General features: G+C 69.1%; 19 protein-coding genes and 2 pseudogenes. 9 read left to right on the top strand and 12 right to left on the bottom strand.

Annotated elements, in window-relative coordinates; all coding sequences use genetic code 11:
* Positions 1 to 420: 420 nt before the first annotated feature.
* Together AB0C26_RS38480 and AB0C26_RS38475 are read right to left on the bottom strand one after the other, a co-directional pair.
* On the bottom strand, positions 421 to 1,386 hold the full coding sequence (locus AB0C26_RS38480; RefSeq protein WP_360257983.1) for a hypothetical protein: 966 nt from the start codon (positions 1,384 to 1,386) through the stop codon (positions 421 to 423).
* A 172-nt stretch (positions 1,387 to 1,558) separates the two neighbouring features.
* A complete protein-coding gene (locus AB0C26_RS38475; protein WP_360257981.1) occupies positions 1,559 to 1,891 on the bottom strand; it encodes a hypothetical protein in 333 nt (110 codons plus the stop codon).
* A 470-nt stretch (positions 1,892 to 2,361) separates the two neighbouring features.
* Between AB0C26_RS38475 and AB0C26_RS38470 the strand changes: the two genes are divergently transcribed.
* Positions 2,362 to 3,189, top strand: a complete 828-nt coding sequence (locus AB0C26_RS38470) for an LLM class flavin-dependent oxidoreductase (protein WP_360257978.1) — start codon at positions 2,362 to 2,364, stop codon at positions 3,187 to 3,189.
* A gap of 118 nt (positions 3,190 to 3,307) precedes the next feature.
* On the opposite strand, the gene AB0C26_RS38465 is transcribed toward AB0C26_RS38470, so the two are convergent.
* A complete protein-coding gene (locus tag AB0C26_RS38465; protein ID WP_360257976.1) occupies positions 3,308 to 3,565 on the bottom strand; it encodes a tyrosine-type recombinase/integrase in 258 nt (85 codons plus the stop codon).
* A 227-nt stretch (positions 3,566 to 3,792) separates the two neighbouring features.
* Positions 3,793 to 4,071, bottom strand: a complete 279-nt coding sequence (locus AB0C26_RS38460) for a hypothetical protein (protein ID WP_360257975.1) — start codon at positions 4,069 to 4,071, stop codon at positions 3,793 to 3,795.
* A gap of 143 nt (positions 4,072 to 4,214) precedes the next feature.
* On the opposite strand from AB0C26_RS38460, the gene AB0C26_RS38455 reads away from it, so the two are divergent.
* Positions 4,215 to 4,643 (top strand): DUF6086 family protein, encoded by a 429-nt coding sequence (locus tag AB0C26_RS38455; RefSeq protein WP_360257973.1) that lies wholly within the window; start codon positions 4,215 to 4,217, stop codon positions 4,641 to 4,643.
* A gap of 295 nt (positions 4,644 to 4,938) precedes the next feature.
* Here the strand turns inward: AB0C26_RS38455 and AB0C26_RS38450 are convergent, their stop codons facing one another.
* Positions 4,939 to 5,346 (bottom strand): hypothetical protein, encoded by a 408-nt coding sequence (locus AB0C26_RS38450; RefSeq protein ID WP_360257971.1) that lies wholly within the window; start codon positions 5,344 to 5,346, stop codon positions 4,939 to 4,941.
* A 216-nt stretch (positions 5,347 to 5,562) separates the two neighbouring features.
* Between AB0C26_RS38450 and AB0C26_RS38445 the strand changes: the two genes are divergently transcribed.
* Positions 5,563 to 6,450, top strand: a complete 888-nt coding sequence (locus AB0C26_RS38445) for a hypothetical protein (protein WP_360257969.1) — start codon at positions 5,563 to 5,565, stop codon at positions 6,448 to 6,450.
* 103 nt (positions 6,451 to 6,553) lie between these two features.
* On the opposite strand, the gene AB0C26_RS38440 is transcribed toward AB0C26_RS38445, so the two are convergent.
* On the bottom strand, positions 6,554 to 6,730 hold the full coding sequence (locus AB0C26_RS38440) for a hypothetical protein (protein WP_360257967.1): 177 nt from the start codon (positions 6,728 to 6,730) through the stop codon (positions 6,554 to 6,556).
* 226 nt (positions 6,731 to 6,956) lie between these two features.
* Positions 6,957 to 7,996 (bottom strand): annotated as a pseudogene (locus AB0C26_RS38435) (NAD(P)-dependent alcohol dehydrogenase).
* 102 nt (positions 7,997 to 8,098) lie between these two features.
* Between AB0C26_RS38435 and AB0C26_RS38430 the strand changes: the two are divergent.
* The 3 genes and pseudogenes from AB0C26_RS38430 (at position 8,099) to AB0C26_RS38420 (ending at position 8,809) form a co-directional block, all read left to right on the top strand.
* On the top strand, positions 8,099 to 8,239 hold the full coding sequence (locus tag AB0C26_RS38430; RefSeq protein ID WP_360257964.1) for a hypothetical protein: 141 nt from the start codon (positions 8,099 to 8,101) through the stop codon (positions 8,237 to 8,239).
* Positions 8,240 to 8,453: 214 nt separating this feature from the next.
* A pseudogene (locus tag AB0C26_RS38425) lies at positions 8,454 to 8,543 on the top strand (transcriptional regulator); the annotation flags it as partial.
* A gap of 95 nt (positions 8,544 to 8,638) precedes the next feature.
* Positions 8,639 to 8,809, top strand: coding sequence for a hypothetical protein (locus tag AB0C26_RS38420; protein ID WP_360257962.1), 171 nt, complete (start codon positions 8,639 to 8,641; stop codon positions 8,807 to 8,809).
* Between the two features lie 323 nt (positions 8,810 to 9,132).
* On the opposite strand, the gene AB0C26_RS38415 is transcribed toward AB0C26_RS38420, so the two are convergent.
* Positions 9,133 to 10,317: an MFS transporter gene (locus AB0C26_RS38415; RefSeq protein WP_360257959.1), complete on the bottom strand. Its 1,185-nt coding sequence runs from the start codon at positions 10,315 to 10,317 to the stop codon at positions 9,133 to 9,135.
* 38 nt (positions 10,318 to 10,355) lie between these two features.
* On the opposite strand from AB0C26_RS38415, the gene AB0C26_RS38410 reads away from it, so the two are divergent.
* On the top strand, positions 10,356 to 11,735 hold the full coding sequence (locus AB0C26_RS38410) for a S28 family serine protease (protein WP_360257957.1): 1,380 nt from the start codon (positions 10,356 to 10,358) through the stop codon (positions 11,733 to 11,735).
* Here AB0C26_RS38410 and AB0C26_RS38405 read toward each other — a convergent pair.
* Positions 11,719 to 12,186, bottom strand: a complete 468-nt coding sequence (locus AB0C26_RS38405) for a 2'-5' RNA ligase family protein (RefSeq protein WP_360257954.1) — start codon at positions 12,184 to 12,186, stop codon at positions 11,719 to 11,721. The genes AB0C26_RS38410 and AB0C26_RS38405 overlap by 17 nt on opposite strands.
* Positions 12,187 to 12,251: 65 nt before the next feature.
* Here AB0C26_RS38405 and AB0C26_RS38400 point away from each other — a divergent pair, with 65 nt between their 5' ends.
* Positions 12,252 to 13,286: a LacI family DNA-binding transcriptional regulator gene (locus tag AB0C26_RS38400; RefSeq protein ID WP_360257951.1), complete on the top strand. Its 1,035-nt coding sequence runs from the start codon at positions 12,252 to 12,254 to the stop codon at positions 13,284 to 13,286.
* A gap of 396 nt (positions 13,287 to 13,682) precedes the next feature.
* Here AB0C26_RS38400 and AB0C26_RS38395 read toward each other — a convergent pair whose 3' ends face one another.
* A complete protein-coding gene (locus AB0C26_RS38395) occupies positions 13,683 to 14,606 on the bottom strand; it encodes an EamA family transporter (RefSeq protein WP_360257948.1) in 924 nt (307 codons plus the stop codon).
* Positions 14,607 to 14,774: 168 nt separating this feature from the next.
* Positions 14,775 to 15,407, bottom strand: a complete 633-nt coding sequence (locus AB0C26_RS38390) for a GntR family transcriptional regulator (protein WP_360257945.1) — start codon at positions 15,405 to 15,407, stop codon at positions 14,775 to 14,777.
* Between the two features lie 55 nt (positions 15,408 to 15,462).
* Between AB0C26_RS38390 and lhgO the strand changes: the two genes are divergently transcribed.
* A complete protein-coding gene (lhgO, locus tag AB0C26_RS38385; RefSeq protein ID WP_360257943.1) occupies positions 15,463 to 16,689 on the top strand; it encodes an L-2-hydroxyglutarate oxidase in 1,227 nt (408 codons plus the stop codon).
* Here the strand turns inward: lhgO and AB0C26_RS38380 are convergent.
* A complete protein-coding gene (locus tag AB0C26_RS38380) occupies positions 16,673 to 17,290 on the bottom strand; it encodes a TetR/AcrR family transcriptional regulator (RefSeq protein WP_360257941.1) in 618 nt (205 codons plus the stop codon). The genes lhgO and AB0C26_RS38380 overlap by 17 nt on opposite strands.
* Positions 17,291 to 17,330: the final 40 nt, after the last annotated feature.

The raw sequence follows: 17,330 nt of genomic DNA, 5'->3' as shown, positions 1-17,330 counted from the left end.
CGCCTGGCTGCACTCCTACAATCATCACCGCGGACACACCGCACTCGGCGGCCAACCACCCGCCAGCCGCGTCCCCAACCTCACGGGTCAGAACATCTAGTCGCGACGTCCGGGGACATTGGCCGAGGAAGGGCGACCACTGGCCAGGCGGGGCGGCACGCGAGGCCGGGAGCACTTTGCCGATGGCACGCTCCTGGCCGGCTACAGCATGGCCCACACCGTAACTCAACCTTGCCGCGTTCTGGACCGGCTCGGAACGCGCCGTGGCTACGGCACCCACAGCGCTCGCTATCCGCGGCTACTTATCTTCTGGTGGCACGACCGCAGCCCGGCCATGTGCGGGTGATTGACCAGGCCCAGGCTTCAAGCCATGTTTCCTTACCGTCGACGCTTTGCGCTGCATTCTGGTGCCGCGCAGCCCTACCGCAAGCCGAGGATAGTGGCTTCCCACGTGGTCAATGCGCCCTGAGAGGCAATCCGTTCGACCACTCCGGACGCGAGATTAAACGTAGCCTTCAGGCGGAAGCCGCCGGACATGGTGGCGTATCCGACGGCGTCGTCAGCCGAGTGCACTAGGAGTTGCCAAAGGTCCTCATTGATAGCGACCTCATCGTCGGTGTCGTCGTCTGCGGCGCACCCTGGCATGTGTTGCAGTACGGCCGCCGTGAAGTGGGCCTCCAACGGTCCGTCGAACGTGACAGTCAGCGTCGTCCCGGAGCGGCTGAAGTCGAGGGTGTCGATATCCAGCGCCATGTAGTCAATCGTCAGCGCATCCTCGTAGGCGAAGCCGTACACGTGCTCCATGCCCATGAGCGTCTTCGTCACCGATTCGCGGGTGGCGGTTATCAGCTGCCTGACGGCAGGGCCGATGGCTTGAGGCAGCGTGAAGTCGCAAAGCTCCTCCACGACGGCGACCGTGGTTCGGCCACGGGCGTTAAGCGTCGCGCGCACGACGACATGGTCGTACTCTAAGTCTAGTGGAACATCTCGGCTGCTCAGAAAGTCGGCCGCCGATGGGTCAATGAGCGCCAGCTTCTGCACTATCCCGGGAGCGTGCTCGAGAAACGCCTGCCGAGCTCCCGTGTTGCCCAGGTCTGCCATCGCGGCGTCGGTGAGCAGCCGCGTTACAGCATTGCCGCCGGTGTGTTCGCGTACTCGGCGCTCCACAACGGATGCCAGTCGCCGGGCCTCTACCAGCTGAAGGGCGAACCGGGGAGAGTCAAGCACGTCGTCTCGGTTGCTCTTCTCGGTATTGCACGCCCCGCAAATGGGTGCCAGATTCGAGAGGGCGTTCAGGTCAAAGTCGGCGGCGAGACCGTGTAGCTCGATTAGCTGCTGGAGGCGCGCAGGGGAGATCGTCCGCGGGATGATGTGGTCGATCTCCACATCGCGGTACTCCTGCGGCCGACGGCAGCAATAGCAGCGCAGTCCCCATGCCTGCAACAGCTTTAGCCGCAGTACGGCATCGTCACGACCGATATAGCGGACCTCTGACGGTGAGTCGGCAGCCGTCATCGGTCGCTGTCCAGATGGCCGGTCGCTGGGTGAACTGACTCAGTCATGCGGGCTGCCGTCGTCTCCTCGGTTTCGGCCACGGTGCGATTGAGCGCGCAGCGGGCAAGCAGCGCGCCTCGCGGAGGCGGCTGGACGAGGCCTCGGCCAAACAGAAGTGGGCCCGCCAACCGTAAAGGCAGTTGGGATCCAGCACGGCGTCGGCACCGACCAGGCGCACTGATTGACGCAAACGCAGCCGGCGGTCTTCCTCCTCCTCGAGGAATGCCAACGAAAAGAACCGTCTCAGGTCGAGCCAGACATTATCGGCGTCCGCGACCACACTCACCGAGCCGGTGAAACGATCCCCGGCAACGAACACCAACCGGCGGACGTCCATATTCGCCATCGTAGTCGACATCACTGGGCCCCCACGCGGCGAAGGCGCATCACACGCAACCACATACCTCGGGTGCGAGACCGCCACCCACGAAGATCGAACCTCCGCTCCTCGGCCCAAGCGCACAGCCCGCGCCCAGGCCGACGCCTACCCGACGTGACGGACCTCGACAGTCCGCCGCGCGGTCGGCGCCAGATCCGGATACCGAACCGCACCGCGAATGCCGCACGGAAGGCGGCTCCGGCCCTTTGCTCGTCGGCGGCATTTACCCACGGTGTCTCGGTAGCGGAAGCCGCTATCCGCGACGTGCGCCCGCACCTGGCAACAATCGAGCGGCGCGGTACCCTTGACAACCGGAACTCCATTTCCCCGCTCAAGAAGTGCGTCGCAGGAAGAGCCGGGGGCCCACCCCATGCGTGGGAGGAGAGGGCGACAGCTGTTGAACGCTGCCCTCTTCAAGGAGAGCCTCCATGCGAATTGGTCTCGGCCTACCCATCAGCAACCCGCGTCTGCTCACCGACTGGGCGCGGCGCGGCGAGTCCTCCGGATTCGACACCCTCGCCCTGCTTGACAGGCTCGCCTACCACAACCCGGAACCGCTCACAGCACTGTCCGTGCTGGCAGGCGCGACGTCACGAGTCCGGCTGCAAACCGAAGTGCTGCTCGGCCCGCTGCGCTCCACCGCCCTGTTGGCTAAACAGATCGCTACTCTCGACCTCATGTCCGGCGGACGATTCACCCTCGGCATCGGCATCGGCGGCCGCGAGGATGACCACGCCGCCGCCGGAACGCCCATTAACGCCCGAGGCAGCCTCCTGGAAACCCAACTCACCGAGTTACGTCGCATTTGGCTCGGCCAGCCCTACCCGGACGCGGTCATCGGCCCGCTACCCGCCACCCCGGGCGGGCCTCAAATCCTCATCGGCGCGTTCGCGCCCGCCGCCCTACGACGAGTCGCCCGCCACGGTGACGGCTTCCTATGCGCAGCCCCGCTCGCCTGGGCCGACAAACTGGTAAGCATCGTCCACCGCGAATGGACCGCCGCCGAACGCAGCGGACAGCCCCGGCTGGTCTGTCAAGTCAACGTCGCCCTCGGCTCGGCCTTCGCACCAGCTCGTTCAGCTATTGCCGCCTATTACGGCCGCGATGACTGGGGTGTACCGATCGCTGACCCGGCTGAACTCGTCGACACCGTCGCCGCGTACCGCGCCTTCGGCGCCGACGAACTTGTCCTGTATTGCTACGCCGATGACCCAACCCAAGTGGACCACCTCGCCCAGGTACTGGGCCTCACCTAGCCTGACGACGGCGCCGGCGCGAGGCGGGGACGACCGCTTGGCGCCGGCGCCAAGCAGAACAACGTGATCAGATGCGCGCTCATCGGCAGAGTCGCTCGCTCTGGTCCGTCGCTCGATATTAGGTACCGGAGGCCATGTAGGCGGCGAGGATGTAGTTGGGGTGCCGGTCAAGGTTCTTGCGAGCCCGGTCGTAGCGCACGGGGGTCTTGGGATCGGCATGACGGGCGGCAATCTGCACGTCACGGAGGTTGACGCCGGCGTCGAGCATGGTGGTCACCAACGTGTGGCGCAGCATGTGCGGGTGCATCCTCGACATTCGGATGCCGGCGGTGGCGGCGAGGTGCTTGAGCCTGCGGGTCGCGGCGTGCCGGTCCATGCCGGCGCCGATGGTGTTGCGCAGGATCGGCCCGCTGAGGCGTTCCTCAACGGCCCCACCGCGGGTGGCAGCGGGACGAGTACGACCTTGCCGCCTTTGCCGTGGACGCGCAGCACGCGGTGGTTATCAGGGCCTCGAACTGCAGGTGTCCCAGGCCAAGGGTCGGTGGGGCGGCGGACGTAGTCGGCTGGGGAATGTTCGAGGATGGCGTCGATGACGCAGACTCGCTAGAAGCCGACCAAGACCGACAGTCGCCGGGAGACCGTCGAGGGCTGGTATTGGCGTACCTCTTGCAGCCAGCGCACATACCGCTCGACGTCGACCCGGCGGGTGGTCAGCGGGTTGAGGTCCTGGTTGGTGCACCAGCGGAGGAAGACGTGCAGGTCGGAGTCGGTGTGCCACGCGGGTCTGGCCGCGGTAGCGGCCCAGGAAGGCGGACGCTGCGGCCCGCACGACGAGTTGATCGGAAGAGCAACATCGGGCGCGGAGGCGGGAAAGGCAGCCATATATCACCGTGCGTCATCACCAGCGATGAACGCCAGGACGCCCGGAGCGGCAGATCCGTGCGCTCGGCGAAGCGCGGACGGGCTCGCCGGTTTTGGCCTGGAATCTGGTGGTCGTGCCGTGGGGCGGCTGCGATCATGACGCGGTGAGTCAGTACTTCGACGATGCGACGACCGGGCAGACTCTGTGGAATCCGGCTACGAGGGTGGCCCAGCTGTTCTTCCGGATGACCGAGGCGCTGGCGCCGACGGTTGAGTTGCCGTGCGGAGTCGTGGATCTGGGGGTCGACGAGTACGCGGTCGATCCGGCGGCATTTTCCCGTTTCGTGGACGCCCTGGTACGGCAATATCTGTCGTCGAACCACGCGATCTTCAAGGAGATGCTGGCCGGATATCTGCCGCCGGCGGTGGTGATGGTCGAGCGCAGCGGACGAACGGTTGCGGCGTTGACCACGCCGGTCGAGCGTTCGGCTGTGGCGATCTCGCTCAACGTCGATGCCTTCGACCCGGCTGCCGATCGGCGCGAGCTCATCCAGTTGGCAACTGCGGCATCGCGATCGATGCCAACAGCCTGAGGTCGTCGGCATCGGGCGCTCGTCCACGCGACCGCGCGGAACATCGACGTACGCAACTCGGCAAGAGCTGGCATCGGGCCGATACCGGCCGGTGTCACACCGCGTGACGGCTCACTGCCGGCCAGCGCGTGCGCTCGGCGGCAGGTGAGTGCACTCGATCTTGGATCCGAAAAGAGAACCGTCAGATCTCGAGGGCTGCAGGGAACGCTTGCCGAGCGATCATCCGTCCTCGGCGGGCGCGTTGCCGGTGCGCGCGTTACCCGCGGCAGATCCGGACGCTGAGGCGTTCGGATCGTCACGGACTGAAGTACTGCTCGGCCATATCACGGATAACCAGTGACCCCCACACCCGATCCACGGCTCCAACATGTTGCTCGTTGAACAGAACCGGAACCAAGCCGTCCAGATCAAGCGGCCTCACGCCCAGCACTTGGCCGCCCGTGGATGAGATCGCTTCGAAGCGGGACTTCGCCTGCTCGAGGATTCCGTGCCCGGCGATGGATTCGTACGTAGGCGGCACGTCGGCTGTCCAGTCCATCAGGCCGACCACCACTCCCACACGATCCTTGGCTCCGAAGGCAGGCACGGCCATGACGCGCCCGCACGCGAAGCCCCCATCGGACAGCGGCAGTGCCCAGAACTGGCCGGCCGCGAGGAACCGGTTCGACCGCGGAACGAACGGATAGCCCATCGCGCCATGCATCAGCCAATGCTGGCAAAGTCCTCGAGGCGTCGTCACCTCGACCCATGATCGAGTGCGCTCGCTCGCGCGCGACGCCTACCCAGCATGACGGCGCTCCCGGCTCCGCGCTCGGATGGCGGCTAGATGAGCGCACACGTGCAGTGCTTGGGCCTGAGCCTTTGAACTCAAACAGTATGCTGGAATCATGCTTGGGCCGCCTCCCGGCGAAAGGCGATCATGGCAACGACTGATGCCGATCAAGAAAGAAGTAGAACAGCCGTCGACTGGTCGATGTTCGTCAGCCTTGCCGGCGGAGTTACGACGGTCCTATCGTCGGTCACCAACGGCCCACCTCTACTGACGACCTTGAGTCTGGGCGGCGCCCTATTTTCGGCTCCCTTTTTGGTTTTCCGGCTTGCCGAAAAAGCAAGGGGGCGACACGCTTCACCGAGTCGGCTACCAATCTTGGTGACTGTATTCCTCTACACCGGCGTTCTTACCTTGCTCCTCGTGCCAACTACGCAAAGTTACGTCTTCTACGATATTTTGGGATTCAGCGGAGGGCCTCGGGTAGTCGGTGCAGATGTCGTCATCCCGCCAGGGCAGAGCTCCGATCGCGGAGATGAGCCCAAACAGAGAATTCGTATTACGATTCAGAACCCGGACAAAAATGCGCAATACGCTAGCTTGCTGGAGCTGTCCGCGAATTGGTTGGAAGGGCCCGAATCCTGCAAGGCTCCCGGTAGGGACATAAACGTTAGGTACACGGTGCAAAGTGTGATCAATGAAACAGGAGGAGCATCAAATCGGATCTCCTTCAAGGGGGTGGCGGCAGAGAGTGTGGAGGCGGCGTCGGGAACCCCTTCCGCCCGCGGCCCCGACGTGCCTGTCGCGGGGACATTGAGCGCGTTCGGGAACCGATGCGACGACGGAATTCGTCGCACCCTAACGCTTCAACTCGGCATTCAGACCCCCTTAGCGGCCAACAGTTTTGCTGAAGTCGATCTAGATTTCCCGGCTACGTTGTCCGGGGCGACCATGAAGTTCCCTCTAGACTTCAGGGGTGCGGAGCTGGAAGTCTCGATAAAGCTTTCGTCCGGCCGGGAAAGAGTGATCCACAATTGAAGTAGCCTGTCGCCTCGATCATGGAACCACTGGCCATGGGGCACGTGTTCACATCGGCAGATCCCTCAGGTTGCGGACGTCGGTGATCGAGCAGACGCCGACGTTACTGAGCGGAACCATCGAGCAGCCACCGGGTGATGGTAAGGCGCAGGAGCACGAGTGGGCCGGAGTAGGACTCGGTCGTGACGTCGAAGCCCCCGTACTTGCGGGCGAAGTTCGCGACAACTCGTGGATGATCAGGCACCTCGTCGAGGATGTCGGCGCTGGCCCAGGCGATCATGGCGTGAAGACTCCGCGCGGGTTGTTAGGCACGTGATCGTCACCGCGTGAATCGCGCGCCCTCACACACGTCTGAGCACCGGAAGGTGCCCCATGGAGGAGATCATTGACGAAGGTCGGATAAGTACGCGCCGGCCTCCGCTCTACCGTAAGGAACCCTTGACCAGGGCTAGGCACGCCGTAGGTGTGCGTGTGGCCGCTGCACAGCGGTGCCGGAGGGTGTCCGGTCAGAGGGTGGCCGCGTCGATCACGAACCGGTAGCGGACGTCGGACTTGAGGACGCGCTCGTAGGCGGTGTTGATCTCGGCTGCCGTGATGAGTTCGATCTCGGGTGCGATGGCGTGTTTCGCGCAGAAGTTCAGCGTTTCCTGGGTCTCGGCGATGCTGCCGATCGAGGACGCGGCGAAGGAGCGGCGGTTGCCCATGAGGGCGAACACCGAGACAGGCAGCGGCTGGGCGGGTGCGCCGAGGTTGACCAGGGTGCCGTCGAGGGCGAGCAGCGACAGGTACGCCTGCACGTCGATCGGTGCGCTGATGGTGTTGACGATGAGGTCGAAGTGGTTCGCCAGTGTCGGGAAGGTGCTCGCGTCGCTGGTGGCGTAGTAGTGGTCGGCGCCGAGGCGGATGCCGTCGTCCTTCTTGCCCAGCGTCTGCGACAGCACGGTTACCTCGGCGCCCATCGCGTGGGCGAACTTGACCGCCAGGTGGCCGAGGCCGCCCAGGCCGACGACGGCGACCTTCGTGCCGGAGCGGACGTACCAGTGGGCCAGGGGCGAGTAGGCGGTGACGCCGGCGCAGAGCAGCGGGGCCGCGGCCGCGAAGGGGATGCTCTCGGGAACGCTGAGCACGAAGTCCTCGACGACCACGATTTGGGTGGCGTAGCCGCCCTGCGTGGCGGTGCCGTCGCGGTCGATGCTGTTGTAGGTGAAGGTGGCGCCGTTCAGGCAGTAGTTCTCCAGACCGGCGAGGCAGTTGACGCACTCGCGGCAGGAGTTCACCATGCAGCCGACGCCGACCCGGTCGCCGACCTTGTGGCGGGAGACCTGGGAGCCGACCTGCGCGACGGTGCCGACGATTTCGTGGCCGGGACCAGCGGGTAGGAGGCCGGGCCCCAGTCGCCGCGGACGGTGCTGATGTCCGAGTGGCAGGTGCCCGAATAGGCAATGTTGATCAACACATCGTGCGGTCCGACCGGACGGCGTTCGATGGTGGTGGGGACGAAGGGGCCGGTGGGGGAAGTGGCGGCGTAAGCCCGTGCGGTGGTCATGACCCCAGAGAACAGCAGGACCGTCCGTGCTGGCAGAGCCGCTTGATGGGGGGCACTCGCAGTGGCCCCCTCAGCGGCGGGGACGCGCCTACAGTCGAAATCATGGACACCAGGAACGAGTTGCGCGAGTTCCTCGCCTCCCGCCGCGCGAGAATCCGCCCGCAGGACGCCGGGCTCCCCGCCGGCAGCGGCCGCGGGTTCCCGGGTTGCGCCGCGAAGAGCTGGCCGCCTTGGCCGGCGTGAGCGTCAGCTGGTACATCCGGCTCGAGCCGGTGACGCGGTCGGCGCCTCCGACGCCGTGCTGAACGCGATCGCCAACACGCTCCAGCTGGACGAACTGGAACGCCAACATCTGTTCCACCTCACCCGCGGCAGCCGGCGCAGTGCGACCAAGACCCCGGCCCGGCGCCCTGCGACACCGGCGATCCGCGCGACGCTGCAGCTGGTCCTCGACCAGATGACCGATCTGTCGGCCATCGTGCAGAACGACCGGTCCGACATCGTGGCGATGAACCCGCTCGCGCGAGCCCTCTACTCGGGACTGCTGTCCGGCTCCGCCGGACCGTGGAACCACGCTCGCTACATTCATCTCGACCCGGGCGCGCCGGGACGAAACGGATCCACCACGAACTCGTCGGTGACATGGAACTGGTCTACGAGACCCTCGCCCTGCCGGGAGACCCCGGCCTCACCCTGTACATCAACGCGGCCGAACCCGCGACCCCCTCAGCGGACGCCCTGCGCCTACTCGCGGCATGGTCCACGCCGATGCAGGAACCCACTCCGCACCAGCAGAAAGAACACCAAGACTGATCATCCCGGGCACACCGCAGGCGGCTGACGGGAATTGCGTAAAACTGATGCGCGCTGAACGTATTTGTCGCCGCCGTAAAGCGGTGTCGGTTGTTGAGGTATGGCCACTTCCAGCGACAGGCCAACGCCCTCACATCGGCATGGCAGGATGTCGGTCAGCCACTGTCGTTTCCTGGCGTGACGGCGGGTCGGCCGAGGGCGGACAGCGGCACGCGAGCGCGCCGGTCGGAAGATGCGCTGTCGCTCGGACCGCGACCCTCTGTCAGCCGACGTCGGGCCTGCCTCCGGTGGGCCCCACACCGTCATCGGCAAACTGCCACCCATCAACCGGAGTTCTTCCAGGGCAGGAAGGCGACACCGCCGATCAGAATCGTGGCGAGTACGGCCAGCGCCGTCTTGACCGAGGTGGCCGCGGCCAGCGCACCCGCCGCCGCGATCACGACCGGCTGCACGACCTTGTTCGCCACCGACCAGGACATCACCACCCGCGACATGTAGCCGTCGCCGGTGGCGTTCATCCGGTAGGTCGCGAAGGTCGGGCTGAACATGCCCGCGAAGAACACCATCAACGTCTCCGACGCCGTCACCAGGAGCAGCCCGGCCCGCGACGCGGTGGCCAGCGGCATCAGGCCCATCCACAGGTTGCGGCCGACCCCGGCCGCCAGCAGCACCCGGTGCTCGCCGATCCGCCGCCGCAGCGGCTTCACCACCAGCGACCCGAGGACCCCGGCCACGCTCGCCACCCCGGCGATCAGCCCGTACTGCCAGGCCGGGAACCCCAGGTCCCGCAGGACCAGAACGGCCAGCAGGGGTACGGAGGCCAGCACGCATCCGCCGAAGATCATCGAGTTCCAGAACAGCGCCGCCAGGCCGCGATGCCCGAAGATGTGACGCCAGCCGCCGGCCAGATCCGGGAAACCCTTCTCCCGTACGGGCGGTGGCGGCTCCGGCACGCGCATCCCGCGCAGCAGCACCGCCGAGACGAGGAAACTGACCGCGTCCACCACCATCGTGGCCGTGGCGCCCAGCCACGAGATCAGCACCCCGCCGGCCGCCGGGCCGGCCGCGTTGGCCGTCCACAGTGTCGTCTCGAAGCGGCCGTTGGCCTCCGCCCGGTGCTCGGCCGGCACGAGGGTCCGCAACTGGGCCACCCCGGCCGCGTCGAAGGCCAGCCGGGCGACCATCTGCACCACCGCCACCACGCACAGGTGCCAGTAGGTCAGCGCGCCGAACAGGGCCGCCGCCGGCACCGATCCGACCGCCACCACCCGGACCAGATCGGCCGTGACCATCACCGGCAGCTTGCGCCGATGCTCGATCCAGGGTCCCAGCGGCAGGGCCGCCACGGCGCTGACCACACCGGCCAGGACGGTCAGCAGCGACACCTGGAAGGCCGACGCCCCCAGCACCAGCACCGCCACGACCGGCAGGGCCGTATATCCGAACGCGCTGCCGAACTCGCTCGCCCCGAAGGCCGCCCACCGCCGCCGGAAGTCCTGTCGCCACACTCTTTGCGATATTACGGTTCGTCGATATGGTCGGTCGCGTGAGACTCCGCATAGTCGCTGCCCTCGCGTCCCTGCTCGTCGTTCTCGCCCCGGCCGGGGTGGCCCGCGCGGCCGACGACCCCCTCCTCGACCAGCTCACGGCGATCCCCGGGCTGACCGTGGTGTCGCAGACACAGGGCACGGGCTACCGGTTCTTCGTGCTGACGTACCGCCAGCCGGCCGACCACCGCCACCCGAAGCAGGGCGGCTACGAGCAGCGGCTCACGCTGCTGCACCGCTCGGCCGACCGCCCGGTGGTGCTCTCCACCAGCGGGTACGGGCTGGCCGCCACGCCGCGGCCGTCGCAGACCGAGCCGACGGCGCTGCTGAACGCCAACCAGATCTCGGTCGAGCACCGCTTCTTCACGCCGTCGCGGCCGGCCCCGGCCGACTGGTCCGACCTGACCATCTGGCAGGAGGCGAGCGACGAGCACCGCATCGTGACCGCCTTCAAGAGCGTCTACGCCACCAAGTGGATCCAGACCGGCGGCAGCAAGGGCGGCATGACGTCGGTCTACCACCGGCGGTTCTACCCGCGGGACGTCGACGGCGTCGTCGCGTACGTGGCCCCGAACGACGTCGTCAATCCCGCCGACACGGCGTACGACAAGTTCTTCGACACCGTCGGTACGCCGTCGTGCCGCACCGCCCTGGACGAGGTGCAGGCCGAGGCGCTGCGCCGGCGGGACCGGCTGGTGGCCCGGCTGCAGGCCGACGCGGCCGAGAACGGATGGACGTTCGCCCGGACCATCGGCACGGCCGACCGCTCGTTCGAGATGACCGTGCTGGACTCGGTGTGGGCGTTCTGGCAGTACAGCACGGAGGCCGACTGCGCGGCCGTGCCGGCGGCCGGCACCGCGACGGACGAGCAGCTGTACGACTGGATCGACGGCGTGGCCGGCTGGAGCTTCTACACCGACCAGAGCCTCGAGTACTACTCCCCGTACTACTACCAGGCGGCCAGCCAGCTCGGCTGGCCGAGCCTGCGCTTCGACCACCTGCGCGGCCTGCGCAACTACCCGGGCCTGTACACCGCGAACTCCTCGCTGCCGCCGGAGCTGCGCCGCCCGCACAACCCGCTGCCGATGATCGACGTGGATCTGTGGGTACGCACGAGCGCGCAGCGCATGCTGTTCGTCTACGGCGAGAACGACCCGTGGGGAGCGGAACGCTTCACCCCGAGCCGCCGCGACTCGGCCCTGTACGTGGCTCCCGGCGCCAACCACGGCGCCAACATCGCCCGGCTGAGGCCCGAGGACGCCGCCGCGGCCACCGCGACGCTGCGGCGCTGGGCCGGCGTGCCGGACACGGCCGCCACCAAGCAGCTGTCCGCCTCCTTGCCGCTGGACGACATGCTGCCGCCTAAGCGAGGCCGGTGACCGTACGGGTGGCCGTGTCATAGCTCCGGGCCGCCACGAACCACCCGCCGGCCCGGGGCGGGTCACCGAGCGCGGCCAGCACGGCCTCGTGCTGGGCGGGGCGCACGCGTAACGCCAGGCTGAGATGCGGCACCCACTCCCCCGGTGGCGGCCACGGGTCCGGCAGCGCCGCGCAGACCCGAGCTTGCACCTCGAGCAGCGCGGCCGTGGGCCGGACCTCCCAGACCACGGCCCGCCCGAGGAACCGCACGGCCCCCAGCTCGGCCGGCACCGGCAGCCCCGCCACCGCGAGCCCCTCGACCGAGGCCGCCGTGGCCAGGGTCAGATGCGGCCGGTTGGTCGCGTGCCCGTGGGTGGCCAGGCTCGGCAGCCCGGCGGCCACGAGCCGGGACCACATTTCCCGTACGGCGGACTCGAGCCCCGCGTCGGGCAACAGCTCAACAGTGTGCACACGTACCGGCGTACCCCCGAATTAATGGGACGACCCTCCGGCGCGCCTGAGCCTATAGTGGGCCGATGCCGCAGGGGAGGCCGACGCTGGCCGATGTCGCCCGGCGGGCCGGTGTGTCGAAAGCGGCCGTCTCGCGAGTGATAAACGATGCGCCGGGTGTCGCGCCCCGGACGCGTGAACACGTCCGGCAGGTCATCGCCGACTTGGGGTTCCGGCCCGATCCGGTGGCGCGGGCCCTCGCCTCCGGGCACGGCGAGGTGATCGAGCTGGTCGTCGTGGACGAGCCGTCGATCTTCGGGACCAGCCCGTACTACGGCCGGGTCACCGCCGGGATCCTGCAGGAGCTGGCCGGCGGGAACGCGCAGCTGCGGGTGCACGTGGTCGACGAGGCCGGTGCCCGGGCCCTGCTGTCGAGGATGGCCGACACGGTCACGCTCGGCGTGCTGCTCATCAACGTGCCGCCGCGGATCGCCGGTGAGTTCTACGCCCGCTGCGACCGGGTGGTGGCGATGAGCCCGTCGGCGCCCGGCGTCCCGTACATCGGCCTGGAGAACGCCGAAGGCGCCCGCGCCGCCGTCATCCACCTGTACGAGAGCGGCCGCCGCCGGATCGCGGCCCTGCACGGGCAGGACGGCAACGCGTGCGCTGAGGGCCGCCGCGAGGGCCACCGCCGAGCCGTGCTGGAGCTGGGCCTGCCCGACATCTCAGCGACCGGCAAGTTCCGGCGCGAGGACGGCTACACGCTGACGCAACGCCTGCTGGCCGAGGAGCCCGGCCTGGACGCCATCTTCGTCGGCTGCGACCTGATGGCCACCGGCGCCATGCAGGCCCTGGCCGACGCGGGCCGGCGCATCCCCGACGACGTGGCCGTGGTCGGCTTCGACGACAGCGTCATAGCGGAGTGCGCCACCCCGCCGATGTCCTCGGTGCACCAGCCGGTCGAGGCGATGGCGGCCGCGGCAACCCGCGCGATGATCGGCCGTCAGCTCGCTCCCCATTGGCGCTGCGTCTTTCCCGCCGACCTCCGCATCCGCCAGAGCTCCCACGCCGGGTCGCCCCACCGCGGCTCGCTTCCGAACCACCCGGCTCCGGCAACCTGACCACAGGTCTCCGCGAGGGACCGCCGACTGATCATTGCGTCCCGGCACAGGCAGTCTCCGCTAGATCTCCTGGGCGCCCTTGTGGGCGGCACGGCACGAGGGGTGTGCGTCCGCCGCCGTCGCCGCCCTCGATGTCGCCCCGGGCGTCGTCGAGGCTGTCGGCCGTACATCGAGCGCGGCGCCCAGCGCGGAGACCGCGTCGGAACGGGACCGATCCGCGCACGCGGCGCCGGCGAAGACCCCGGACGAGCCTCCGGTGCGAACCGACAAGACCCGCACCGCGACGGGATCCACCGGCGCCGGCATGCGACCAGTACGAGCCGTTGAGACCAGCGCCAGCCGTTGAGACCAGCACCGATCCTCAGCGCCGGCCGTGGGACCGGCGCCGGGACGGGATCAGCGGCGTGGGCGGGTGGGTAGCGTCAGGAACGCCAGGCCGGCGGTGAGGACGGCCAGGCCCGCCCAGGAGAGGGCGGGCAGGCGCTCGCCGAGGAGGGCGACGCCGAGCAGGGCCGCGACGGCCGCTTCGGCCAGGGACAGGACTGTGGCCGTGGTCGCGGTGGTGTGCCGCAGGCCGTAGCCGAAGAGGCGGTAGGCCGCGTACGTCGGGACGAGCGCGAGGTACACCGCGACCGTGGCCCCGCGGGCGGAGAGCAGCCAGCCCGGATCGCCGGTGAGGACCACCGGCAGGACGAGCAGGCCGGCCAGGCCGAACATCGTGCCCATCACGGTTCCCGACGGGTGGCCGCGGGCGATGAGGTTGCCGCCGGCCATGGTGTACGCGGCGTACGACAGGCCGGCGGTCAGGGCCAGCGTCACGCCGAGAACGTCCACGCCGGCGCCGGCGCCGGCGCCGGCGAGTTCGGGGCCCAGGACGAGCACGGCGCAGCCGGCGATCGCCGCCACGGTGCCGGTCGTCCAGCGGCGGGCCGGGCGCCGGCCCTGGATGAGCCAGGAGAGCAGGCCGGCGAACACGGGGGCGCTGCCGAGCGTGATGACGGTGGCCACGGCCACGCCGGACCGGGCCACGGCCGGGTAGAAGCTGAGCGGATAGCCGGCCACCGTGACCGCACCCAGCAGGATCAGCGGCCACTCGCGCCGGGGAAGCACCCGGGCGAAGGCGCGGGAGCGCAGGAACAGGAGCAGGCCGCCGAGGAGAAGGCCGGCGGCGCCGATGGCGGCCGCGGGGGCGGCGGACGGGGCGAACGACGCCGCGGTGCCGGTGGTGCCCCAGAGCGTGGCGGCGGCGAGGACCGGGACCGGACCGGCCAGCGGGTTGACGTGGTGGGCGGGGTCAGCGGGACGCGTGGTGACAGACAAGATCGTGAACTTCCGTGTCGAATTCCGGGTACGGGCTGGATTCGATACGGGCGCAGGGAACAAGAACCAGGACCGACGGGGGCCGTGGAGCGGATCGTCAGCGGGTGCGCCCGGTTAGGGGCGGACCGGCGGGGAGACGACGTGCCAGTACTTGTTCACGCCGCGATGCTACCCCGTCACTCTCACCAGAGCAGCCAGTACGTGGTCGCGCGCTCCCACGATGTGGTCGACGATCACCCGGGCGAGCGCCGTCGCGTCGCCGCCGCGCAGGGCCTCGACCATCTGCCGGTGCTCGCGGTCGATGCGCTGCAGGTCGTGGCCGGAGCGGACCCACTGGCGGCTGTACGGCTCGACGAGCTGCAGCAACTGGTCGATGAAGCGGATGGTCAGCGGCCGCTCGGACAGCCGGTAGACACGCGAGTGGAACTGGTAGTTGAGGGCCGCGCGCGCGGCCGCGTCGCCGCCCTTGTCGTGGATCTGCTCGGCCAGGCGGTGCAGGGCGTCGACGTCGCGCGGGCGGCAGCCCCGCACGATTTCCTCGGCGAGAGCGGGCTCCAACTGCAGGCGCAGGTCGAACAGCTCGTCCACCTCGTCGGGGCTGAGCTCGGCGACCACCATGCCGCGGTGGGGCTGGTTCACCAGCAGCCCCTCGGCGGCGAGCATGTGCAGCGCCTCGCGCAGCGGGATGCGGCTCACGGCGAGGTCGGCGGCGATCTTCTCCTGGACGAGGCGCGTGCCGGGCAGGAACTCGCCGCGCCGCAGGGCGGAGCGCAGCCGCTCGGCGATCTGGTCGGCACTCACCGCGGCATCGTAGCGTGCATTTACTACAGGGGCTGCGACTGTATACATTCGCAGCGTGAATGTTGACGTCGCCATCATCGGGGGCGGGCTGCTCGGCCTCGCCACGGCCCGGGCCCTGCTGCGCGAGCGGCCGGATCTCAGCGTCACGGTCCTGGAGGCCGAGGACCGCTGGGGCGCCCACCAGTCCGGCCACAACAGCAACGTCATCCATTCCGGCCTCTACTACAAGCCCGGCGGGCTCAAGGCGCGGCTGGCCCGGGCCGGCGGCGAGGCGATGATCAGCTACTGCGAGGCGAACGGCGTCGCGGTCAAGCGCACCGGCAAGATCGTCGTGGCCACCACCGAACGCCAGCTGCCGCAGCTCGACATGCTGGCCGAGCGCGGGCGGGCCAACGGCGTGACCGTCGAGCGCCTCGACCGGCGGGCCATCAACGAGCGGGAACCGAACATCGCGGGCGTGGGCGGGCTCTGGGTGGCCGAGACCGCGATGACCGACTTCGGGGCCGTCGCCCGCACGCTCGCCACGGAACTGACCGGGCTCGGCGCCGGCCTGCGCCTGCGTACACCCGCAAGCGTCTTCGAAGTCCGCGGCGACCGCACGGTCGTCAACGGCGAGGTGAGCGCCCGCGTGGTCGTCAACTGCGCCGGCCTGCACAGCGACAAGGTCGCCGAGGCGCTCGGCGAGAAACCGCCGGTGCGGATCATGCCGTTCCGCGGTGAGTACGCCGAGCTGCGGCCGGGTCTGCGCGGGCTCGTCACGAACCCGGTCTACCCGGTGCCGGACCCCGATCTGCCCTTCCTCGGTGTGCACATCACGCCGATGCTGGACGGCACCGTGCACATCGGGCCCAACGCGGTGCCCGCCCTCTCCCGCCACGGCTACCGGTGGCGCACCGTCGACCCCAGGATGGTGCGCGAGCTGCTCGCCGACCCGGCGCTGCGCGGGCTGGCCAGACGCTTCTGGCGGTACGGCGTCACCGAGATCAGCCGGTCGCTCGTCTGGCCGCTGTTCGTGCGCGAGGTGCGCAAGATGGCGCCCAGCGTCCACGGCCGTGACATGCGCCGGCACGGCAGCGGCGTCCGGGCCCAGGCCGTGACCCGTGACGGCGCCCTGGTCGACGACTTCGTCATCCAGCGGACCGAACGCGCGGTGCACGTCCTCAACGCCCCCTCCCCCGCCGCCACCTCCAGCCTGCTCATCGGCTGCCGCGTCGCCGGCGACGTCTTCGACCAGCTGGGCGACGGCGACGCCGCCCGGGCCGTCCTCAAGGCCGTTCCGTGAGGACAGCGCCTCGGGACCGGACGAGGGGCAGATAGACCTCGTCGACGATCTCGCGCAGCACCTCGTCGGGCGCGGTGGGGACGCCGCGCGTGACGAACTCGTTGCGCAGCAGATCGATCGCGACCGTGGCGACGCGCGGGTGGAGCGCTTCGGGGCGGGCCTCGCCCCGGGCCACCGCGCGGCCGAGGATGAGCAGCCACGTGGCGGCGGTGGGGTCGGCTGAGCGGTCCGGCAGCTGGGCCAACAGCTCCTGGGCGGAACCGGCGGCGGCCATCAGTTCGCGCAGGATCGCGCCGAGCGGCGAGCTCCAGTGCCGGTTGGCCAGCCGCAACGTCTCGAGCGCGTCCTCGCGGAGCGCGCCCGTGTCGGGCGGCTGAAAAGACCGGGCCAGCAGGCGGTACGCCGCGATACCGAGCGCCAGCCGGTCGGGCCACCGGCGGTAGAGGGTGTTCTTGTTGGTGCCGGCGCGCCGGGCCACCCGGTCCATCGTGAGCCCGGCGTAGCCCGACTCGACGAGTTCGTCGGCCGCCGCGCGCAGCAGGGCGTCCTCCAGCTCGGCGCCGCGACGCCGGGTCGCGGGCGGTGCGGGCCGTTTCGTCATGCCTCCAGCATCGGGTTGCCCCCGCCCCGCCGTCAAAATA

The organism is Actinoplanes sp. NPDC048796 (assembly GCF_040650035.1).
Taxonomy (GTDB): domain Bacteria; phylum Actinomycetota; class Actinomycetes; order Mycobacteriales; family Micromonosporaceae; genus Actinoplanes.
The sequence above is the reverse complement of the archived record's forward strand: the minus strand, read 5'-3'. Positions and strand labels throughout refer to the sequence as shown.